The 17,693-nt window shown below is 68.0% G+C and carries 19 protein-coding genes; 2 read left to right on the top strand and 17 right to left on the bottom strand.

Annotation, left to right across the window (positions count from 1 at the left end):
* The coding region (locus tag DEU38_RS16370; RefSeq protein ID WP_147283534.1) for an HNH endonuclease signature motif containing protein at positions 1-255 on the top strand (255 nt) is incomplete at its 5' end.
* 40 nt (positions 256-295) lie between these two features.
* Here the strand turns inward: DEU38_RS16370 and DEU38_RS16375 are convergent.
* The 9 genes from DEU38_RS16375 to DEU38_RS16415 all read right to left on the bottom strand — a co-directional run bounded on the left by DEU38_RS16375 (position 296) and on the right by DEU38_RS16415 (position 10,953).
* A complete protein-coding gene (locus tag DEU38_RS16375; RefSeq protein ID WP_114722473.1) occupies positions 296-730 on the bottom strand; it encodes an OsmC family protein in 435 nt (144 codons plus the stop codon).
* Complete coding sequence (locus DEU38_RS16380) at positions 723-2,165, bottom strand: sodium:alanine symporter family protein (protein ID WP_114722474.1); 1,443 nt, start codon at positions 2,163-2,165, stop codon at positions 723-725. Before DEU38_RS16380 ends, DEU38_RS16375 begins: the two co-directional genes overlap by 8 nt.
* 57 nt (positions 2,166-2,222) lie before the next feature.
* A complete protein-coding gene (locus DEU38_RS16385) occupies positions 2,223-2,903 on the bottom strand; it encodes a response regulator (RefSeq protein WP_114722475.1) in 681 nt (226 codons plus the stop codon).
* Positions 2,900-5,479 carry a sensor histidine kinase KdpD gene (locus DEU38_RS16390; RefSeq protein ID WP_114722476.1) on the bottom strand — a complete coding sequence of 860 codons (2,580 nt, stop codon included), beginning with the start codon at positions 5,477-5,479 and terminating at the stop codon, positions 2,900-2,902. The genes DEU38_RS16385 and DEU38_RS16390 overlap by 4 nt, the downstream gene beginning before the upstream one ends.
* 7 nt (positions 5,480-5,486) lie before the next feature.
* Positions 5,487-6,137, bottom strand: a complete 651-nt coding sequence (locus DEU38_RS16395; RefSeq protein ID WP_114722477.1) for a potassium-transporting ATPase subunit C — start codon at positions 6,135-6,137, stop codon at positions 5,487-5,489.
* A gap of 7 nt (positions 6,138-6,144) precedes the next feature.
* The gene (gene kdpB, locus DEU38_RS16400) at positions 6,145-8,253 is read right to left on the bottom strand and encodes a potassium-transporting ATPase subunit KdpB (protein ID WP_114722478.1); all 2,109 of its coding nucleotides are present in this window, start codon (positions 8,251-8,253) and stop codon (positions 6,145-6,147) included.
* 14 nt (positions 8,254-8,267) lie between these two features.
* The gene (kdpA, locus tag DEU38_RS16405) at positions 8,268-9,968 is read right to left on the bottom strand and encodes a potassium-transporting ATPase subunit KdpA (RefSeq protein ID WP_114722479.1); all 1,701 of its coding nucleotides are present in this window, start codon (positions 9,966-9,968) and stop codon (positions 8,268-8,270) included.
* Between the two features lie 21 nt (positions 9,969-9,989).
* On the bottom strand, positions 9,990-10,088 hold the full coding sequence (gene kdpF, locus DEU38_RS16410) for a K(+)-transporting ATPase subunit F (RefSeq protein ID WP_114722480.1): 99 nt from the start codon (positions 10,086-10,088) through the stop codon (positions 9,990-9,992).
* A gap of 226 nt (positions 10,089-10,314) precedes the next feature.
* Entirely contained in the window at positions 10,315-10,953 is a 639-nt protein-coding gene (locus DEU38_RS16415; RefSeq protein WP_114722598.1) for a pyridoxamine 5'-phosphate oxidase family protein, read from the bottom strand.
* A 98-nt stretch (positions 10,954-11,051) separates the two neighbouring features.
* On the opposite strand from DEU38_RS16415, the gene DEU38_RS16420 reads away from it, so the two are divergent.
* Positions 11,052-12,524 (top strand): PLP-dependent aminotransferase family protein, encoded by a 1,473-nt coding sequence (locus DEU38_RS16420; RefSeq protein WP_114722481.1) that lies wholly within the window; start codon positions 11,052-11,054, stop codon positions 12,522-12,524.
* A 56-nt stretch (positions 12,525-12,580) separates the two neighbouring features.
* Here DEU38_RS16420 and DEU38_RS16425 read toward each other — a convergent pair whose 3' ends face one another.
* The 8 genes from DEU38_RS16425 to rsmD form a co-directional block, all read right to left on the bottom strand.
* A complete protein-coding gene (locus DEU38_RS16425) occupies positions 12,581-13,033 on the bottom strand; it encodes a hypothetical protein (protein ID WP_147283535.1) in 453 nt (150 codons plus the stop codon).
* Between the two features lie 5 nt (positions 13,034-13,038).
* Positions 13,039-13,905 carry a bifunctional DNA-formamidopyrimidine glycosylase/DNA-(apurinic or apyrimidinic site) lyase gene (gene mutM / locus DEU38_RS16430; protein ID WP_114722483.1) on the bottom strand — a complete coding sequence of 289 codons (867 nt, stop codon included), beginning with the start codon at positions 13,903-13,905 and terminating at the stop codon, positions 13,039-13,041.
* Positions 13,906-13,930: 25 nt separating this feature from the next.
* On the bottom strand, positions 13,931-14,725 hold the full coding sequence (gene rnc / locus DEU38_RS16435) for a ribonuclease III (RefSeq protein ID WP_114722484.1): 795 nt from the start codon (positions 14,723-14,725) through the stop codon (positions 13,931-13,933).
* A gap of 16 nt (positions 14,726-14,741) precedes the next feature.
* Positions 14,742-14,924: a 50S ribosomal protein L32 gene (gene rpmF / locus DEU38_RS16440; RefSeq protein ID WP_081880878.1), complete on the bottom strand. Its 183-nt coding sequence runs from the start codon at positions 14,922-14,924 to the stop codon at positions 14,742-14,744.
* Between the two features lie 2 nt (positions 14,925-14,926).
* The gene (locus DEU38_RS16445) at positions 14,927-15,568 is read right to left on the bottom strand and encodes a DUF177 domain-containing protein (RefSeq protein WP_114722599.1); all 642 of its coding nucleotides are present in this window, start codon (positions 15,566-15,568) and stop codon (positions 14,927-14,929) included.
* A 149-nt stretch (positions 15,569-15,717) separates the two neighbouring features.
* On the bottom strand, positions 15,718-16,473 hold the full coding sequence (locus tag DEU38_RS16450) for a DivIVA domain-containing protein (protein WP_114722485.1): 756 nt from the start codon (positions 16,471-16,473) through the stop codon (positions 15,718-15,720).
* Positions 16,474-16,622: 149 nt separating this feature from the next.
* Positions 16,623-17,117 carry a pantetheine-phosphate adenylyltransferase gene (gene coaD, locus DEU38_RS16455; protein ID WP_114722486.1) on the bottom strand — a complete coding sequence of 165 codons (495 nt, stop codon included), beginning with the start codon at positions 17,115-17,117 and terminating at the stop codon, positions 16,623-16,625.
* Positions 17,114-17,680, bottom strand: coding sequence for a 16S rRNA (guanine(966)-N(2))-methyltransferase RsmD (gene rsmD / locus DEU38_RS16460; protein WP_114722487.1), 567 nt, complete (start codon positions 17,678-17,680; stop codon positions 17,114-17,116). The genes coaD and rsmD overlap by 4 nt, the downstream gene beginning before the upstream one ends.
* Positions 17,681-17,693: the final 13 nt, after the last annotated feature.

Below are 17,693 nucleotides of genomic sequence, written 5' to 3' on the forward strand. Positions count from 1 at the left end.
TGCGCCTTCCCCGGCTGCGGCGCACCACCCGCACACTGCGAAGGCCACCACGTCAAACACTGGGCCGACGGCGGACCCACCGACCTCGACAACCTGGTGCTGCTGTGCCGCTACCACCACCGACTACTCCACCACTCGCACTGGGACGTCGAGATCGGCCCCGACCGGCAACCGTGGTTCACACCACCGAGTTCGGTCGACCCCTACAAGAAGCCCATCCCGGCACACAACCGGGCCGGACCACGCGCAGCATAGGCGCGTGTTTCCCGAGAGCCGTCCGTCAGGCGCGGAAGGTCTACTCCCGCGTGATCGACAGCGTCACCTTCGTGCCCGCCTTGAGCGTGCGGCCGACGGTGCAGACCTTGTCGACCGAACGCTCGACGAGTGCGATGAGGCGTTCCTGTGCCTCCGCGTCGAGTTCGCTGAGGTCGAGTTCGAGAACCTCGTCGAGCTGCGGGTAGACCTCGTTCTCGCGGTCCGCGGCACCGGAAACCCGAATGGTCGCGTCGTAGTCGTCACCCAGTCGGCGGGAGAGCGGGAAGTCGGAGCTCATCCCGGAACAGGCCGCGAGCGCGATCTTCAGCAGCTCACCGGGGGTGAAGACCCCGTCCACGGATTCCGATCCGATGCGCACCTCGGCCCCGCGGGCACTGCGGCCCGTGTAGAGGCGGGTACCGGTGCGCTCCACCCACAGTTCGGTGGGCGCGGGGGCAGGAGTCTGTTCAGCCATGAGTGGAGATCCTGCCATCCGCCGGGGCCTCGTCCCACACCTGGATGCCCGAGATCTCGGGCAGATCGTCACGCTGGAAGGATGGATCCTTGCCGGCCGCACGCTGACTGGTGTAGTGCTTGAAGAGCAGGAACGCGATGCCCGAGAGCGGCAGCAGCGCCGCGAGATTGACGGTCGCCATGACGCCCATGACCAGATCGGCCAGCGCCCACACGAGCGGCAGCGAACCGATGGCGCCGGCGAACACGCACACGACGACCAGTGCGCGGAAGCCGTTGAGCACGCGCCGGGACCCGGTGAGGAACTCGATGTTGGTCTCGCCGTAGTAGTAGTTGCCGATCACCGAGGTGAACGCGAGGAAGAAGATCGCGACGGTGAGGAAGTGCACGGTCCAGCCGCCGAGCTGCGCGCTGAGGGCGTTCTGGGTCAGCGACGCACCCGCCTTGGTGCCGTACTCGGGATTCGACAGCAGGATGATGAACGCCGTCGCCGTGCACACCAGCAGCGTGTCGAAGTACACGCCGAGACTCTGAACCAGTCCCTGCTTGACCGGGTGCGACACCGCCGCGGTGGCGCCCGCGTTCGGCGCCGAGCCCATGCCCGCCTCGTTCGAGAACAGGCCACGACGGATGCCGTTCATGAAGGCTGCCGCGAACCCGCCACTGACCACCTCGCTGATGCCGAACGCGTTCTCGACGATGAGCCGGATCATCCCGGGCACCTCGGTGATGTTGAGCGCGACGACGACGAGCGCGAGCACCAGGTACCCGCCCGCCACCACCGGCACCACCACCTGCGAGACCGACGAGATCCGGCGCACGCCGCCGAAGATCACCGCCGCGGTGAGCGCGGCGACGACGAGTCCGACGGCCACCGCGATGCCGCGGCCCTCCGAGTCGAGCGAGGTCGACACCGCGTCGACGATCGAGTTGGTCTGCACCGCGTTGAAGACGAAGCCGTAGGTCACGGTGATCACGACCGCGAAGATGACACCCATCCATCGGCGGCGAAGTCCGTGCAGCATGTAGTAGGCCGGTCCGCCGTGGAATCCGCCGTCCTCGTCGCGGACCTTGTAGACCTGTGCGAGCGTCGACTCGATGAATGCGCTCGCGGCGCCGATGATCGCCATCACCCACATCCAGAACACCGCGCCGGGCCCACCGACGCTGATCGCAATCGCGACGCCGGCGATGTTTCCCGTCCCCACGCGGGACGCCGCGGAGATCGAGAAGGCGCGGAACGCCGAGATTCCCTTGCGCCCGTCGGGAAGCGTCTCAGCGGGTTCCGCCACCGACCGCAACATGTCCGGCAGCAGCCGCACCTGGACGAATCGGGAGCGAACGGTGAAGTACAGCCCCAACCCGACGAGCAGCGCGATGACGACGTACCAGTACGTGTCGTTGATGTCGGTGACGACGTCCACAAGAGAGTCCACTCCTGGGACTATGAAGGACGACCGTCCCCGACGCCAGTCCGAAACCGACCGGTAGCGCTACTCCTGGAACCGGTATCCCATCCCGGTCTCGGTGAGCAGATGCCGCGGCTTGGACGGGTCCACCTCAAGTTTGCGCCGCAACTGGGCAAGGTAAACCCGCAGGTAGTGGGTCTCGGTGGCGTACGCCGGACCCCACACCTCACGGAGCAACTCCTTCTGCCCCACGAGCTTGCCCTTGTTGCGGACGAGCATCTCGAGCATCCCCCATTCGGTGGGCGTCAAGTGCACCTCGGCCCCATCTCGCGTGACTTTCTTCGCTGCCAGGTCCACCGTGAACGAGTCGGTGACGACCACCGGCTCGCTGGTCTCCGCCGCTGCCGCACCACGCCGGACCGCGGCCCGCAGACGGGCGAGGAACTCGTCCATTCCGAACGGCTTGGTGACGTAGTCGTCGGCGCCGGCGTCGAGGGCCTCCACCTTGTCCGACGAGTCGGTCCGGGCCGACAACACGATGACCGGCGCCGTACACCAGCCCCGCAGTCCGGCGAGGACCTCGATGCCGTCCATGTCGGGCAGGCCGAGATCGAGCACCACCACCTCCGGGTGCCGCTCTGCCGCCGCCCGCAGGGCAGCCGCGCCGGTCGAGGCTGTCGTGACCTCGTAGCCGCGCACACTGAGGTTGATCCGCAGTGCGCGCAGAATCTGTGGTTCGTCGTCGACCACCAGTACCCGCGTCATCGAACGCCTCCCCCTTCATCGGCCGACTCCACCGAGTCTCCCGAGTCTGCCGCCAGTTCGACCACCATGGTCAGGCCGCCGCCCGGCGTGTCCGTCACACCGACCGTGCCCCCCATCGCCTCCACGAATCCCTTGACCACCGACAAACCGAGCCCCACTCCTATCGTGTTGTCCCGATCGCCCAACCGCTGGAAGGCGTCGAACACCTGATCCTCGGTGCCGCGTGCCAGGCCGGGCCCCGTGTCGGCGACGGTGATCGTCATCCGGTCCCCCACTCGGGCCGCACCGATCCGGACGGGTTCGTCGGGTGCATAGCGCAACGCGTTGTCGACGAGGTTCGCCAGGACTCGCTCGAGCAGGCCGGCGTCGGCCATCACCACGGCGTCCCCCACCTCGACCTTCACCTGGTCCCGTACACGTCGCGCCGAGGCTGGCCCGCCGAACCCGGCGCCGACGAGGGCCCGGTGAACCACCTCTTCGAGGTACACCCGCCGCAGCGTCGGCTTCACCACGCCGGCCGCGAGCCGCGACGAGTCGAGCAGGTTGCCGACGAGCGCGGTGAGCTGATCCGTCGACTCCTCGACGGTGGCCAACAGTTCGGCGGTGTCCTCGGGCGAGAACTCGATGTCGTCGCTGCGCAGGCTCGACACCGCCGCCTTCACTGCGGCGAGCGGGGTGCGCAGGTCGTGGCTGACTGCCGACAGGAGCGAGCGGCGCAGCCGATCGGCCTCCGCGAGGGCGTTCGCCTGGCTGGCCTCCTCCGCGAGCTGCCGCTGCCGGATCAGGCCGACAGCCTGGTTGGCCACGGCACCGAGCACCTTGCGGTCCCGGGCGCCGAGTTCACCGCCCGCGAGCAGCAGGGTGTACTCGCCGTCGCCCGCCTCGCACGCCGTTCCGGCCTCGTCGACGGTGCCCGGCGCCGACGTGCCCGCCGAGCTGATGACGCCCTCACCGCGCCGGATGACGCTGACACCGGTCTGCGAATAGGTTTCCCGCACCTTCTCGAGAAGCGCCGGAAGATCCGCGCCGCGCAGCACCGACCCCGCGAACAGTGCCAGCAGCTCGGCCTCCTGCGAGGCCCGACGCGCCTCCCGGGCGCGCTTGGCGGCGGCGTCGACCAGCACCGCGACGGCGACCGCCACCACCAGGAGCACGATCGTGGTGATGAAGTTGTCGGGCTGCGCGATCGTGAAGCTGTAGAGCGGTGCGGTGAAGAAGTAGTTGAGCAACAGCCCCGAGATGAGGGCCGACAGGATCGCCGGCCCCACACCGCCGAGCAGCGCCACCGCCAGCACGACGACGAAGAACAGCGCGTTCTGCCCGCCGACACCGGCCACCCTGTCGATCACGGCCATGAGCACGGCCGCGAGCGACGGCACGACGACGGCGGCCAGCCACGACATCAGCCTCCGTTCACCGCGACCCAGGATCGAGATGCGGTGTCGGGTCGCGGCCTCGTCGTGCGTGACCATGTGGACGTCGATCTTCCCGGACTGCTGGACGATCGACGCACCGATGCCCTCGTCGAGGATGCGGGCCCACCGGGAGCGCCGGGAGGTCCCGATCACCAACTGGGTCGCGTTGACCTCGCGGGCGAACTCGAGCAGCGTCGTGGGGACGTCGTCGCCGACGACGCTGTGCAGGCTCGCTCCGATGCTCCCCGCCAGTTTGCGGACCCTGCCCATCTCGGCTGCGGCGACGCCCTCGAGGCCGTCGCCGCGCACGACGTGCACGACCATCAGCTCGGCGCTGGCCTTGTTCGCGATGCGGCTCGCCCGCCGGACCAGGGTCTCCGATTCGGGGCCGCCGGTGACCGCCACGACCACCCGCTCGCGGGCCTCCCACGTGTCGGTGATCTTGTTCTCGGCACGGTACTTCGCGAGCGCGGCATCCACCTGGTCGGCCACCCACAGCAGCGCGAGTTCACGCAGGGCCGTGAGGTTTCCGCGCCGGAAGTAGTTCCCCAGCGCCGCATCCACCTTCTCCGCGGAGTAGACGTTTCCGTGAGAGAGCCTGCGTCGCAACGCTTCCGGCGTGATGTCCACGAGCTCGACCTGGGTGGCGGCACGCACCACCTCGTCGGGGACGGTCTCCTGCTGCACCACGCCGGTGATCTGCTGGACGACGTCGTTGAGGCTCTCGAGGTGCTGGACGTTGAGTGTCGAGAGCACATCGATGCCGGCGTCGAGCAACTCGTAGACGTCCTGCCAGCGCTTCTCGTTGCGGCTGCCCGGGGTGTTGGTGTGCGCGAGCTCGTCGACCAGGACCACCGCCGGGCGCCGGGCCAGCACGGCCTCGACGTCCAGTTCCGGCATCGCGGTGCCCCGATACTCGATGTACTTGGGTTCGATGACCTCGAGACCTGAGAGCTGCTCGGCGGTACGGGCGCGGCCGTGGGTTTCCACCACGGCCGCGACCACGTCTCCGCCGCGCTCGCGGCGTCGGTGCGCCTCGCCGAGCATCGCGTAGGTCTTGCCGACACCCGGCGCCGCACCGAGGTAGATCCTCAGCTCGCCTCGGCGACGACTTCGCCGCTCACCGAGGGGCGGCGCACCGGGCTTCTCGGAACTGCTCACACCGCCATCATTCACCCGAGGACGCCGCACCGCATCCAGGCGCGGTGAGACCGAGCGCGAGGTTGAGTTCGAGCACGTTCACCCGTTCCGCGCCGAGGAACCCCAGCTGGCGGCCCTCAGTGTACTGGGCGACGAGGTCACGGACGCGGTCCTCGCTCAGACCGTTGGCCGCGGCGACCCGTCGAACCTGCAGCGCCGCATACTGGGGCGAGATGTGCGGGTCGATACCGGACCCGGATCCCGTCACGGCGTCGACCGGCACGTCCTGCGGTGTCACGCCCTCGCGCTCGGCGACCGCGGCGCGCCGCTCCTCGACGAAGCGCGCGAGCACCTCGCTGCTCGGCCCCTGATTGCTCGGCAGGGCCGCGGCCGGGTCACCGGGCGCGAAGGGATCGTCGTTCGCGACCGAGCCGACGACCCGGTTGTGGAAGAACGGATCCGGCTCACCGGCCGCCACCTGCGGGTCGACCCCGATCCAGCGACTGCCCACGACGCAGCCTGACGCGTCGGACACCGGCGAGCCCTCCGACGATCCTGAACTGATTCGTCCGACGCCCCACACCGCGGCCGGATACAGCACACCGACGATCGCGGTCAACGCCAGCAGGACCAGCAGTCCCGCCCACACCTGCTTGAGAAATCCGATTGCGAATCTCATTGGTCGATCACCCGATTCCAGGAACGAGACGGACGAGAAGGTCGATCAGCCAGATGCCGACGAAGGGGGTGATGACACCGCCGAGACCGTATATCAACAGGTTTCGTCCGAGCAGCTTCGACGCCGCCGCCGGCCGGTAGCGAACTCCCCTGAGGGCCAGCGGGATCAGGCCGACGATGACGAGGGCATTGAAGATCACTGCCGACAGGATCGCGGACTGCGGGCTCGCGAGGTGCATGATGTTGAGCACCGCGAGCTGTGGGTAGATGCTGCTGAACAGCGCCGGCAGGATCGCGAAGTACTTCGCGAGGTCGTTGGCGAGGGAGAAGGTCGTCAGGGCGCCGCGGGTGATCAGCAACTGCTTGCCGATCTCGACGACCTCGATCAGCTTGGTGGGATCCGAGTCCAGATCCACCATGTTGCCGGCCTCCTTGGCCGCCGACGTCCCGGTGTTCATCGCGACACCGACGTCGGCCTGCGCCAGCGCCGGGGCGTCGTTGGTGCCGTCGCCGGTCATCGCGACCAGGCGCCCGCCCTCCTGTTCCGCGCGAATCCGTTCGAGCTTGTCCTCCGGCGTGGCCTCGGCCATGAAGTCGTCGACCCCGGCCTCCTCCGCGATCGCCCGAGCGGTGAGCGGGTTGTCACCGGTCACCATGACCGTGCGAATACCCATGGCCCGCAGTTCCGCGAACCGCTCCGCGATGCCCGGCTTGACCACATCGGTCAACGCGATCACGCCGAGAACCGTCGCGGTTCCCTGCTCGGCCACGGCGACGACGAGCGGCGTGCCGCCCCCGAGGGCCACCTTCTCCACGGAATCGGTGACAGCGGGATCGACCACGGCGCCGTAGCCGGCCACCCAGGCCAGCACCGCGTCGCCGGCGCCCTTGCGGATCTGCTGCGAACCGACCGGGGTCGCGAGATCCAGTCCGCTCATCCGGGTCTGCGCGGTGAAGGGCACGAACTCGCCCCCACGCTCGTCCTCCGACGAGTCGGCCGCGAGCCCGAACCGGTCGGCACACAGGTCGACGATGCTGCGCCCCTCGGGAGTTCCGTCGGCGAGACTCGACAGCCTTGCGGCCGAGGCCAGTTCGATGTCCGAACGGCCCGGTGCCGGGTACAGCGCCGTCGCGCGACGGTTGCCGAAGGTGATGGTGCCGGTCTTGTCCATCAGCAGCGTGTCGATGTCGCCGGCTGCCTCCACCGCCCGACCTGACATCGCCAGGACGTTGCGCTGCACGAGGCGATCCATGCCCGCGATACCGATCGCGGACAGCAGCGCACCGATCGTGGTGGGGATCAGGCACACCAGCAGGGCGATCAGCTTGATCGGATCCTGCTCCTGACCGGCGTACTGCCCCATCGGGCCGATCGCGACCACCGCGAGCAGGAAGATGATCGTGAGCGACGCCAGCAGGATGTTGAGCGCGATCTCGTTGGGCGTCTTCTTCCGGGACGCCCCCTCGACCAGTGCGATCATCCGGTCGACGAACGACTGGCCGGGCGCACACGTGATCCGTACGACGATCCGGTCCGAGAGGACCGTCGTGCCACCGGTCACCGCACACCGGTCACCTCCCGATTCCCGCACGACGGGAGCGGATTCGCCGGTGATGGCGGACTCGTCGACGGTCGCGATGCCCTCGACGACGTCCCCGTCGCCGGGGATCGACTGTCCGGCCTCGACGACGACGGTGTCGCCGATCGCGAGCTGGGTGGCGGATACCTCCTCGATCGCCCCGGACAGGGTCAGCCGTCGAGCAACCGTGTCCTGCTTCACCTTTCGTAGGCTCGCCGCCTGGGCCTTGCCGCGGCCCTCGGCCACCGACTCGGCGAGGTTGGCGAACAGCACGGTGAACCACAGCCAGGCGGTGATCAGCCACGAGAACAGCGTGGGCTGCGCGATCGCCATCACCGTGGTCACGACGGACCCGACCAGGACGACGAACATCACGGGGTTCCGTGCCTGATGGCGCGGATCGAGCTTGCGCACCGCACCCGGGAGCGACGTGATCAACTGGCGCGGGCTGAAGATTCCCGCCTTGACGGGCGAGCGTCCGTGAGCAGCGTCTTCGAGGGTCACGTCGGGTACGACGTCGATCGGTTTCACGTTCATGTCAGTCCGCAGACTCATTGCAGGGCCTCCGAGATGGGCCCGAGTGCCAGGGCCGGGAAGAAGGTGAGGGCCGCGACCAGCACGACGGTGCCGGTGAGCAGGCCCGCGAACATGGGGCCGGACGTGGGCAGGGTGCCGGCGCCGGCAGGTGTCTTGCGCTGTGCGGACAACGATCCCGCGAGCGCCAGGACGAAGAGGATCGGCAGGAAGCGGCCGAGCAGCATACACACACCGAGGGCCGACTGGAACCAGTCGCTGGTCACGGTGAGGCCACCGAAGGCACTGCCGTTGTTGTTCGACGCCGACGCGAACGCGTAGAGCACCTCGCTGAATCCGTGGATGGATCCCGGCGTGCCCGGATCGCCGCTGTTGCCGAGGTATCCGACGGTGGATCCGAGGATCACGGTGATCCCGGTGCCGATCAGCACCAGGGCGGGCATCACGAGCACGGACAACGCCGCGAGGGTGATCTCACGCTGTCCCAGCTTCTTGCCGAGGTACTCGGGCGTCCGGCCGACCAGCAGGCCACCGACGAACACCGCGATCAGTGCGAGCACGAGGATGCCGTAAAGACCCGTACCGACACCGCCGGGAGCGATCTCACCGAGCAGCATGTTGAGCAGCACGGCGCCGCCGCCGAGCGGCGACATACTGTCGTGCGCAGAGTTCACCGCGCCGGTGCTGGTTCCGGTCGTGGTGACCGCGAACAGCGCCGATCCGGGGATTCCGAACCGCACTTCCTTGCCCTCCATCATCGAACCGGCCGCGGTGGCCGCGACACCGCGCGCCCCGGACTCGGCGGCCAGGGTGACCGCGAGCAGTCCGAAGTACAGGGTCGACATGACAGCGAGCAGCGTCAGGCCCTGCCGGCGATCACCGACCATGGTGCCGAACGTGCGCGTCAGGCTCACCGGGATGAGGAGGATCGCGAGGATCTCGACGATGTTGGTGAGCGGGGTCGGGTTCTCGAACGGGTGCGCCGAGTTGGCTGCCAGGATGCCGCCGCCGTTGGTGCCGAGTTCCTTGATCGCTTCCTGTGACGCGACGGGCGCCAGCGCGTTGGTGACGCCGTTTCCGTCGAGCCCGGTCGACGCGAATCCGGTATGGAACGACTGGATCACGCCCTGGCTCAGCAGGATCAGCGCGATCACGAACGCAATGGGCAGCAGGATCCGCAGGCAGCCGCGGGTGAGGTCCACCCAGAAGTTGCCGATTTCACCGCCGCGCGAGACGCGGACGAATCCACGGATCAGGGCCGCGGCCACCGCCATACCGACCGCCGCGGAGACGAAGTTCTGCACCGCCAGGCCGGCGGACTGGGTGAGGTGGCTCATCGTCGTCTCGGGTACGTACGACTGCCAGTTGGTGTTCGCGACGAAGGATGCCGCCGTGTTGAAGGCCACGGCCGGACTCACACCTTCGAGCCCGCCGTTCAGCGGTAGTACTCCTTGCACGCGCTGCAGGAAGTAGAGGAACACGACGCTCGCGGCCGAGAACCCGAGCAGGCTTCCGGCGTAGCCGTACCAGGTCTGTTCGGCACGGGGGTTGATCCGGCAGAGCCGGTACAGCAGGGACTCGATGCGCAGATCGCCCGATCGGAGATCTGTGTCGGTGGTGTAGACCTTCGCCATGTAGTCACCGACGGGGACATACAGAATCGCAAGCACGGCCACGACCAGTGCTATCTGCAGTCCCGCTGCGAGAGCGGGATTCATGTGGGTATGACCTCTCGGAGACTAGAACCGCTCGGGGTTCAGGAGCGCGATGAGCAGGTAGATCACCAGGGCAGCGGCGATCACGACGACGGCTACGGTGACCGTCCCCGCGACGGTCACCGCATGCTCCGCGCCTGAAGACCTCGCAGCACGAGCGCGCAGACGGTGAAAACACCGATGATCAACCCGACGTAGGCCATATCAGCCATGGCGTTCCTCTTCGACTTCCTCATGGATCAGGGCGCCGCATCTCGACGCTCACTGTGGAGCGTGCACCCGTTTCTGCCATGCAGCCGTCGCTCTTACGCTCTACTGACGCCGCCATCCGAGGTCATTGACACGATCTTTACACGCCCTCGTGCCTCGCTGTGAGCGCGCGCACCGACGCCGGGACCGGCACGTCGTCACGGACCCAGGTCGCCCGGACCGGCTCTGCCGCAATCGTTCGCATCGGAACCAGTCCCGCCCAGACGTCAGGATTCCCATCGCCCGGGCCGGGCGGGCCGGAACGGGCCTTGACCGTCCACTGCCCCGGATCGATCGGCAACGCAATCGTCAGGGTCGCCGCAAGCTCCTTGCGGGTGGATTCCCGGACCTCGCCGCTGCGCCCGGGTATGAGGGCGTCGGACAGCGCGACGAGGGCGGTCTCGGCCACGTCGTCGGGAACCCGCTCGAGGTTTCCCCGCACCACCGCCGACCTGTAGTTCGCCGAGGAGTTGAAAAGGTTGTCGGCCACCACGATCGCGTCGAGCAGCGTGATGCTCAGGGCGGCGGGTGCGCCGGCCGCGACATGCCTGAGTGCACCGGCACCGGTCGATCCGTGCAGCAGGATCCGGTCACCGACGCGCGCGTACAGCATCGGCACGGCCCACGGGAGGCCGTCGACGACCGTCGCGAGGGTGCCGACGGCCGCCGCGTCCAGCACGGCGTCCAGGTCGGCGCGGTCGGGGCGGGAGCGTTCGGGAAGTCGGCGGATTCGCCCCAGTTCGGGGGTAGTTGTAGTCACGGTTCCAGCCTGGCCCAATTCCGGTCTCGTATACAGAACCAGAATCGGCGATCATTGCAGACCAGTATTGTGACGGCATGGCCCGCACCTCGCGCGATGTACACCTGCATCTCGAACTCGCGCCGGCCGGCGAACCTCTGCGCCGGCGCGTCGCCGCCGCGATCGTGGAGGCCGTGCGCACGGGCGCCCTCGGCCCGGGAGACGTCCTCCCCGCCTCACGGTCCCTGGCCGCCGATCTCGGGATCTCACGGACGGTGGTCGTCGACGCCTACGACGAGTTGGCGGCCGCGGGCTACGTGCTCACCCGGGCCGGGTCCGATACCCGGATCGCTCCCGGCGCCGACGCCGCGGCCCGTGCCGGCGTCGGTTCGCACGTCGCGCCGACCGTCCTTCCCGACGAGAATGCGCCGAACGACCACCGGGACAACACGATCGATCTCTCCCCCGGATACCCCGACACCGGCCTCATCTCGGACCGGGACTGGCGCAGCGCGTGGCGCGGCGTGACCTCCGCACCCGTCCCCCACCGCGTTCCGGGGCCGGACGAACACCTGCTTCTGCGCGAGGCGCTCGCGGTGCACCTGCGTCGGACCCGCGGGATCGCCGTTCGTCCGGACGAACTCGTGATCGTGCCGGGAGTGCTGTCGGCACTTCGCGCCCTCGCCGCGGCCCGCGGACTGTCCGGCCGTCATCTCGCATTCGAGGAACCCGGATACTCGAGGGCGCGACACACCCTCGAATCCGCGGGCGCGCTCGTCCGCCCGGTCCCGGTCGACCACGACGGCCTGGACCCGGCGCTGATCCGGCAGACCGACGCTGCGGTGTACTGCACACCGGCACACCAGTATCCGATCGGTGCACGGATGCCGGCCGCACGCCGCGCACGACTCGTCTCCGATGCACTCACCGCGGATCGCCTCCTGATCGAGGACGACTACGACGGCGAATTCCGATACGGCGTTTCGACACTGCCGGCGCTGCGGTCGATCGACGGGGGCCACGACTGCGTGGCGTACGTCGGTACCGCATCGAAGATCCTGTCCCCCGCCCTACGGCTCGCGTGGCTCGTCCCGCCGAGACCGATGCTGACCGCGGTCCGCCAGGCGCTGCAGATCAGCGGGGAATCCGCCTCCACGATCACCTCCGCCGCTCTCGCACGGTTCATCGAATCCGGCTCGCTCAGCAGGCATCTGGCCCGTGCCGCGCGAACCTACTCGGCCCGCAGACGGTCGTTCGTCGACAGCCTGCGCAGACACCTGCCCGACGTCGAGCCGAGCGGCGTCGAGGCAGGATTGCACGTGGCGCTGCGCCTGCCCGACGGGGTCGACGATGCCGCGATCGCGGCGGAACTGGAACGACGGGGAGTGACGGTTCGGGGGCTGGGGGCGTATCGGATACGCGACGACGGCCCGCGCGGACTGTTGTGCGGCTACGCGCGGTTGCCCGAATCGCGGGCCGATGCCGCGGCGAGGGTGATCGCCGATGTCATCCGCGAATCGACCGGGGCCGCGGCCGGCACTTGGGACAGCTGCACGACGAACGGTTCGTGAACCTGCCCTGGTCGTACAGGTAGTCGCGTGCTCCCAGCGCATGCGTCCGCACTGCCCTACTCGGAGTCGAGTCCACTTGCCGGGGCCCGCACGACAATCGGTCGGGACGGTGTGCCCGCCTCCGTCATCGGCTCCCGAAGCCCGAGCCGCTCTTCCTCGGCAGCAGATTCGGTCACGGCGGATATCGCCTGTTGCAGCCGAAGGAAATCCGCCCATCCACCGTCGCACTCGATCGAGGGCAGCCCGAAGCTCTCCGCTCGTCGCGCCCAGGTCAAATGCACCTCGGTGAAGCGTTCGGGATCCTCCACGTGCTGGCAGAGAACGTCGTCGAAGGCGACATCGTGCGCTACCACCTCAACCGCCACCCCGAACAACGGATGCTCGGCTGACACTTCTACAGCGACTTCCTCTGCGATCCCCGAGTGCGACATGTCGCATTCTTCACTGGGCCGGGCAGTGGCGCACCAGCCTTCGGGCAATGCGGAGAGCTGTGACTCGGTCAGGGGCATGCGCTTCATCCGCGAACGAGGCGGGGCCGCGGCTGGCACTTGGGACAGCTGTACGACGAGCGGTTCATGAACTTCTCGCGCCGGATGGGCGCACCGCATCGCCGGCACGGCAGATTCTCCTGCCCGTATGCGGCGAGCGAGCGGTCGAAGTAGCCGGACTGCCCGTTCACGTTGACGTACAACGCGTCGAACGACGTGCCGCCCTGTGCGAGCGCCTCGGTCATGACGGATTCGACCGCCTCGAGGAGGCTGCGCAGTCGCGGTCCACTGATCTTGTCCGTCGGGCGATTACCGTGAATTTCGGCGCGCCACAGGGCCTCGTCGGCGTAGATGTTCCCCACGCCCGACACGACCGTCTGGTCAAGCAGGGCCCGCTTGATCTCGGTGTGCTTGCCCCGCAACACCTTCACGACCCGGTCGGGGTCGAATCGCGGATCCAGTGGGTCGCGGGCGATGTGCGCCACCGAATCCGGTAGTTCCGTGCCGTCGACCGTGACGAGATCGGCGAGCGCCCACCCACCGAATGTGCGCTGATCGACGAAGCGCAGGTCGGTTCCCGACGCGAGCCGGGCCCGGATCCGCAGGTGCTTCTCGTCGGCGGCCGAGGGTTCCTGCACGAGCATCTGGCCGCTCATCCCGAGGTGAACGACCAGCGCGACGTTGCTCGGCTCGAGGATCAGCCAGAGATACTTGCCGCGACGCTCAGCGGCGGCGATGGTCTCGCCCTCGATCCGACGGGCCATGTCGATCGAACCGGGCAGGTGCCGACGGACCGCACGGGGATGCAGCACGTCGACCCTGTCGACGGTGTGGCCGACGACGTGAGCCTCGAGGCCACGTCGGACGACCTCGACCTCGGGAAGTTCGGGCACGGTCCGTCTCGCTCGATTCGAAGGGTTACTTCTCGGCGACGGACTCGTCGGCCCCGGCAGGTCCCGAAGACTGGGCGGCCTCGGTGGACCCGGCCGCCTCGGACAACGCACTCCAGGCCGTGCTGGCGGCCTTCTGCTCCGCTTCCTTCTTGGAACGACCCACACCCACACCGAGGGCACCACCGGCGACGACGACCGTCGCGGTGAATTCCTTGTCGTGGTCCGGACCGGTCGCGGTGATCTCGTACACCGGCACGCCGACTCCGCGTTCCGCGGTGAGTTCCTGGAGGCTGGTCTTCCAGTCCAGGCCGGCACCCAGTTTCGGAGCGCGGGCGAGCAGATCGGCGAACAGGTCGAGCACTACCCGACGGGCGGTGTCGATGCCGTGTTCCAGGTGGATCGCGCCGAGGAGCGACTCCATGCCGTCGGCGAGGATGCTGGGCTTGTCACGGCCGCCCGTCATCTCCTCACCCTTGCCGAGGAGTAGATGCGCACCGAGCCCGCCCGGGCCGAGACCACGCGCGACCTCGGCCAAGGCATGCATGTTCACGATGCTGGCGCGAATCTTCGCGAGTTCGCCCTCGGACTTCTCCGGGTGCGCGAGATAGAGCCGCTCGGTGATCGTCAGTCCGAGGACCGAGTCGCCGAGGAACTCGAGACGCTCGTTGGTGGGCAACCCGCCGTGCTCGTACGCGTACGAGCGGTGCGTGATCGCCAACGTCAACAGCGGCTCCTGCAGAGGCACGCCAAGAGCGGCGAGGAGCGATGCGTGATCCCCCTCGCCGCCGGCGGGTGCTGTATTGCTTTTTATGCTGGTCACAGCGCCACAGAACAGACTAGACCGCGGCGGTAACCTGACGGCCCTTGTAGGTGCCGCAAGACGGGCACGCGACGTGGGGCAGGGTCTTCTCGCCACAGCCACGGTTGGGGCAGGTGATGAGGGTGGGCGCAGTGGTCTTCCACTGGCTCCGTCGCGACCTCGTGTTGGACCGCGACATTCTGCGCTTGGGAACAGCCACGTCTACTTCTCCTCGTTGATCTTGCTGGCATCAGCATGTGCATTGCTGGCTTCGGATCCTGCACCGAATTTGGCTGCGAGCCCAGCCCAGCGAGGATCCATTGTCTCATGACTGTGTCCCGATTCGGCAATCGCCAGGCGAACGCCACATTCGGGGCACAGTCCCTCACAATCGTCGCTGCACAACGGCTGGAGCGGAAGCTCCAATCCGACGGCATCGACGATCACCGACTCGAGGTCGATCTCGTCGTCCACGATCCGGTAGACCTCATCCTCCTCGGTGGTCTCCTCGGTGGCGCTGTCCGGGTACGCGAACAGTTCCGTGAGGTGAAGATCCACCGTGTCGGTGAACGGCTCGAGGCACCGTGAGCACTCGCCCACCGTGTCCGCGTGAACGGACCCGGTGACGAGGACACCCTCGGACACCGACTCGAGCCGTAGGTCGAGCTCCACGTCCGTGCCCTTTTCGATCGCGACCAGGTCGAGACCGATCCGATTGGGAGCCGGTACCACCCGCGACACAGTGTGCATCGAACCTGGACGACGGCCCAGCGAGAGCGTGTCCAGCACGAAACCCGCGTCCCGAGTGGGGCGCGAGGAACTGCGATGATGGGAAGGCAACGAATTCTCTTTCAGGAAGCACATGGAACGGGCAACCATTCCACGGTACGCGATCAGGTGCCCAGGAAGGAAATCGGTAGGAAATCGGCCGGAAATCGGCCGGAAACCAGTAGAAAATCGGCCGGAAGACGGCCGGATTCGGGGTCGCCGGAAAGGCCGGTACTACGGGCCTACTACCGCCGACGTTCGCCGTAGCCGGCGTCGTAGTCCGGAACCCCGGTACCGGTCCGCAACTGCTGCCGACCCCGTCCGACCGACCGGATGGTGCCGTTCAGGAAGTCCTCGAACTCGGCGAGCTTGGTGTCGACGTACAGGTCGCACTCCGAACGCAGGCGATCCGATTCCGCGTGGGCCGCATCGATCACCCGCGCCGACTCGGCGTTGGCGGCCTGTACGACCTCGGCCTGCGAGACGAGCCGTTCCTGCTCGGCGACACCGTCGGCGACCGACCGCTCGTACGACGCCTTGCCGGACTCGATCATGCGGTCCGACTCGGCCCGCGCACGGCCTGTCACCGAGTCGTACTCGCGCTGGCCCTCGGCCACGGTGGCGTCCGCCTCGTCGCGGGCGTCGTGCACCAACTGTTCGGCGTGCGACCGCGCCTCGGCGACCATCCGGTCGGCCTGCGCCTTGGCATCGGCGAGGATGCGGTCCGCGTTCTCGCGGGCATCGGTGACCGTCTCGTGCGCCTGCGCGTTCGCGCTCGACACGGTCTGCTCCGCGTTCTGGCGTGCGTCGCCGACGAGCTTGTCCCGGTGGTCCAGGACGTCCTGCGCGTCGTCCAGCTCGCCAGGAATCGCGTCCCGCACGTCATCCAGTAGCTCGAGCACGTCGCCACGCGGAACGACGCACCCCGCGGTCATCGGAACTCCACGCGCCTCCTCGACGATCGCGACAAGCTCGTCGAGTGCCTCGAATACCCGGTACACGCACAACCCCAATCGTCAGTGCCATCGCTGGTGCTGGAATCCAGTCTGCCCCAGTTGCGGCGGCTCAGCCGCCGCGGCTGCCGGTGTGTCGGCCGTTGTGTTGCGCTCGACAGCCGGACGGCGCGGCCGAGCGGGACCGTCCGACCCGTTCAGGAGTTCTCGGCGGCCCGTTCGGCGATCCTGCTCATCAGCCGCGCATGCACCTTCTCGGGGACCATGTCCGCCACGTCGCCACCGAACGTCGCGACCTCCTTGACCAGCGAGCTGGACAGGAAACTGTAGGTGGGATTGGTCGGGATGAAGAGGGTGTCGACACCCGAGAGCTTCTGGTTCATCTGCGCCATCTGCAGCTCGTAGTCGAAGTCGTTGGCACCGCGCAGGCCCTTGACGATCGCCGAGATCCCTTGCGACTTGGCGTAATCCACCAGCAGTCCGTGCCACGACGCGACCCGCACGTTGGACAGGTGGCTGGTGGCGTCCTCGAGCATCTCGATGCGCTCGTCGACGGTGAACAGACCACGCTTGCTCTTGTTGATCATCACGGTCACGATGACTTCGTCGAACAGCGCCGCGGCGCGTCCGATCACGTCCAGGTGACCGTTCGTCACGGGGTCGAAGGATCCAGGGCACACAGCGCCAGTCATGAATCCAGACCGTAGCAGGTGGCGACCTCGATTCTGGTCTCGCCGTAGCGCTTGACGCGCTCGGCGCGCATGCCCTCGGGCCACGACGTCTCCGGCGAGCGCGACGACCGTTCGACGACCACGATCGATCCCTCCCCGACCCAGCCGTTGTCCAGCAGCGCGGCGAGGGCGGCAGTCACCGCGTCCTCGCTCACGGCGTACGGCGGATCGGCCAGTACGACGTCGTATTCACGTTCCGCCGTGCCGCCCACGACGGCCGCGACCGGTGCGGTCCGCACGACCGCACCGGACAGGCCGACGTCCGCCACGTTCTGCTTGATGACGGCGGCCGCCTTCGTATCCGACTCGACGAGCAACACGTGCTCGGCGCCGCGGGAGAGCGCCTCGAGCCCGAGGGCGCCGGAACCTGCGTACAGGTCGAGCACGGCGGCGCCCTCGAGGTCGATACGGCTGTCGAGCGAACTGAACAGGGCCTCGCGGACTCGTTCGGACGTCGGCCGGGTCCCGCTCGCGGGAACCTTCAAACGTCTGCCTCCGGCACGGCCGGCGACGATTCTTGTCACGCTGCAGTCCTGT

Source organism: Rhodococcus sp. AG1013, from assembly GCF_003350365.1.
In the GTDB taxonomy this organism is placed as follows: Bacteria; Actinomycetota; Actinomycetes; order Mycobacteriales; family Mycobacteriaceae; genus Prescottella.

Excerpts from the sequence above, each read along its gene's own strand:
- DEU38_RS16375 (WP_114722473.1), bottom strand. The coding sequence starts at position 730 with ATGGCTGAACAGACTCCTGCCCCCGCGCCCACCGAACTGTGGGTGGAG.
- DEU38_RS16385 (WP_114722475.1), bottom strand. The coding sequence starts at position 2,903 with ATGACGCGGGTACTGGTGGTCGACGACGAACCACAGATTCTGCGCGCA.
- DEU38_RS16395 (WP_114722477.1), bottom strand. The coding sequence starts at position 6,137 with ATGAGATTCGCAATCGGATTTCTCAAGCAGGTGTGGGCGGGACTGCTG.
- kdpB (WP_114722478.1), bottom strand. The coding sequence starts at position 8,253 with ATGAACGTGAAACCGATCGACGTCGTACCCGACGTGACCCTCGAAGAC.
- kdpA (WP_114722479.1), bottom strand. The coding sequence starts at position 9,968 with ATGAATCCCGCTCTCGCAGCGGGACTGCAGATAGCACTGGTCGTGGCC.
- DEU38_RS16420 (WP_114722481.1), top strand. The coding sequence starts at position 11,052 with ATGGCCCGCACCTCGCGCGATGTACACCTGCATCTCGAACTCGCGCCG.
- DEU38_RS16425 (WP_147283535.1), bottom strand. The coding sequence starts at position 13,033 with ATGCCCCTGACCGAGTCACAGCTCTCCGCATTGCCCGAAGGCTGGTGC.
- DEU38_RS16445 (WP_114722599.1), bottom strand. The coding sequence starts at position 15,568 with ATGTGCTTCCTGAAAGAGAATTCGTTGCCTTCCCATCATCGCAGTTCC.
- coaD (WP_114722486.1), bottom strand. The coding sequence starts at position 17,117 with ATGACTGGCGCTGTGTGCCCTGGATCCTTCGACCCCGTGACGAACGGT.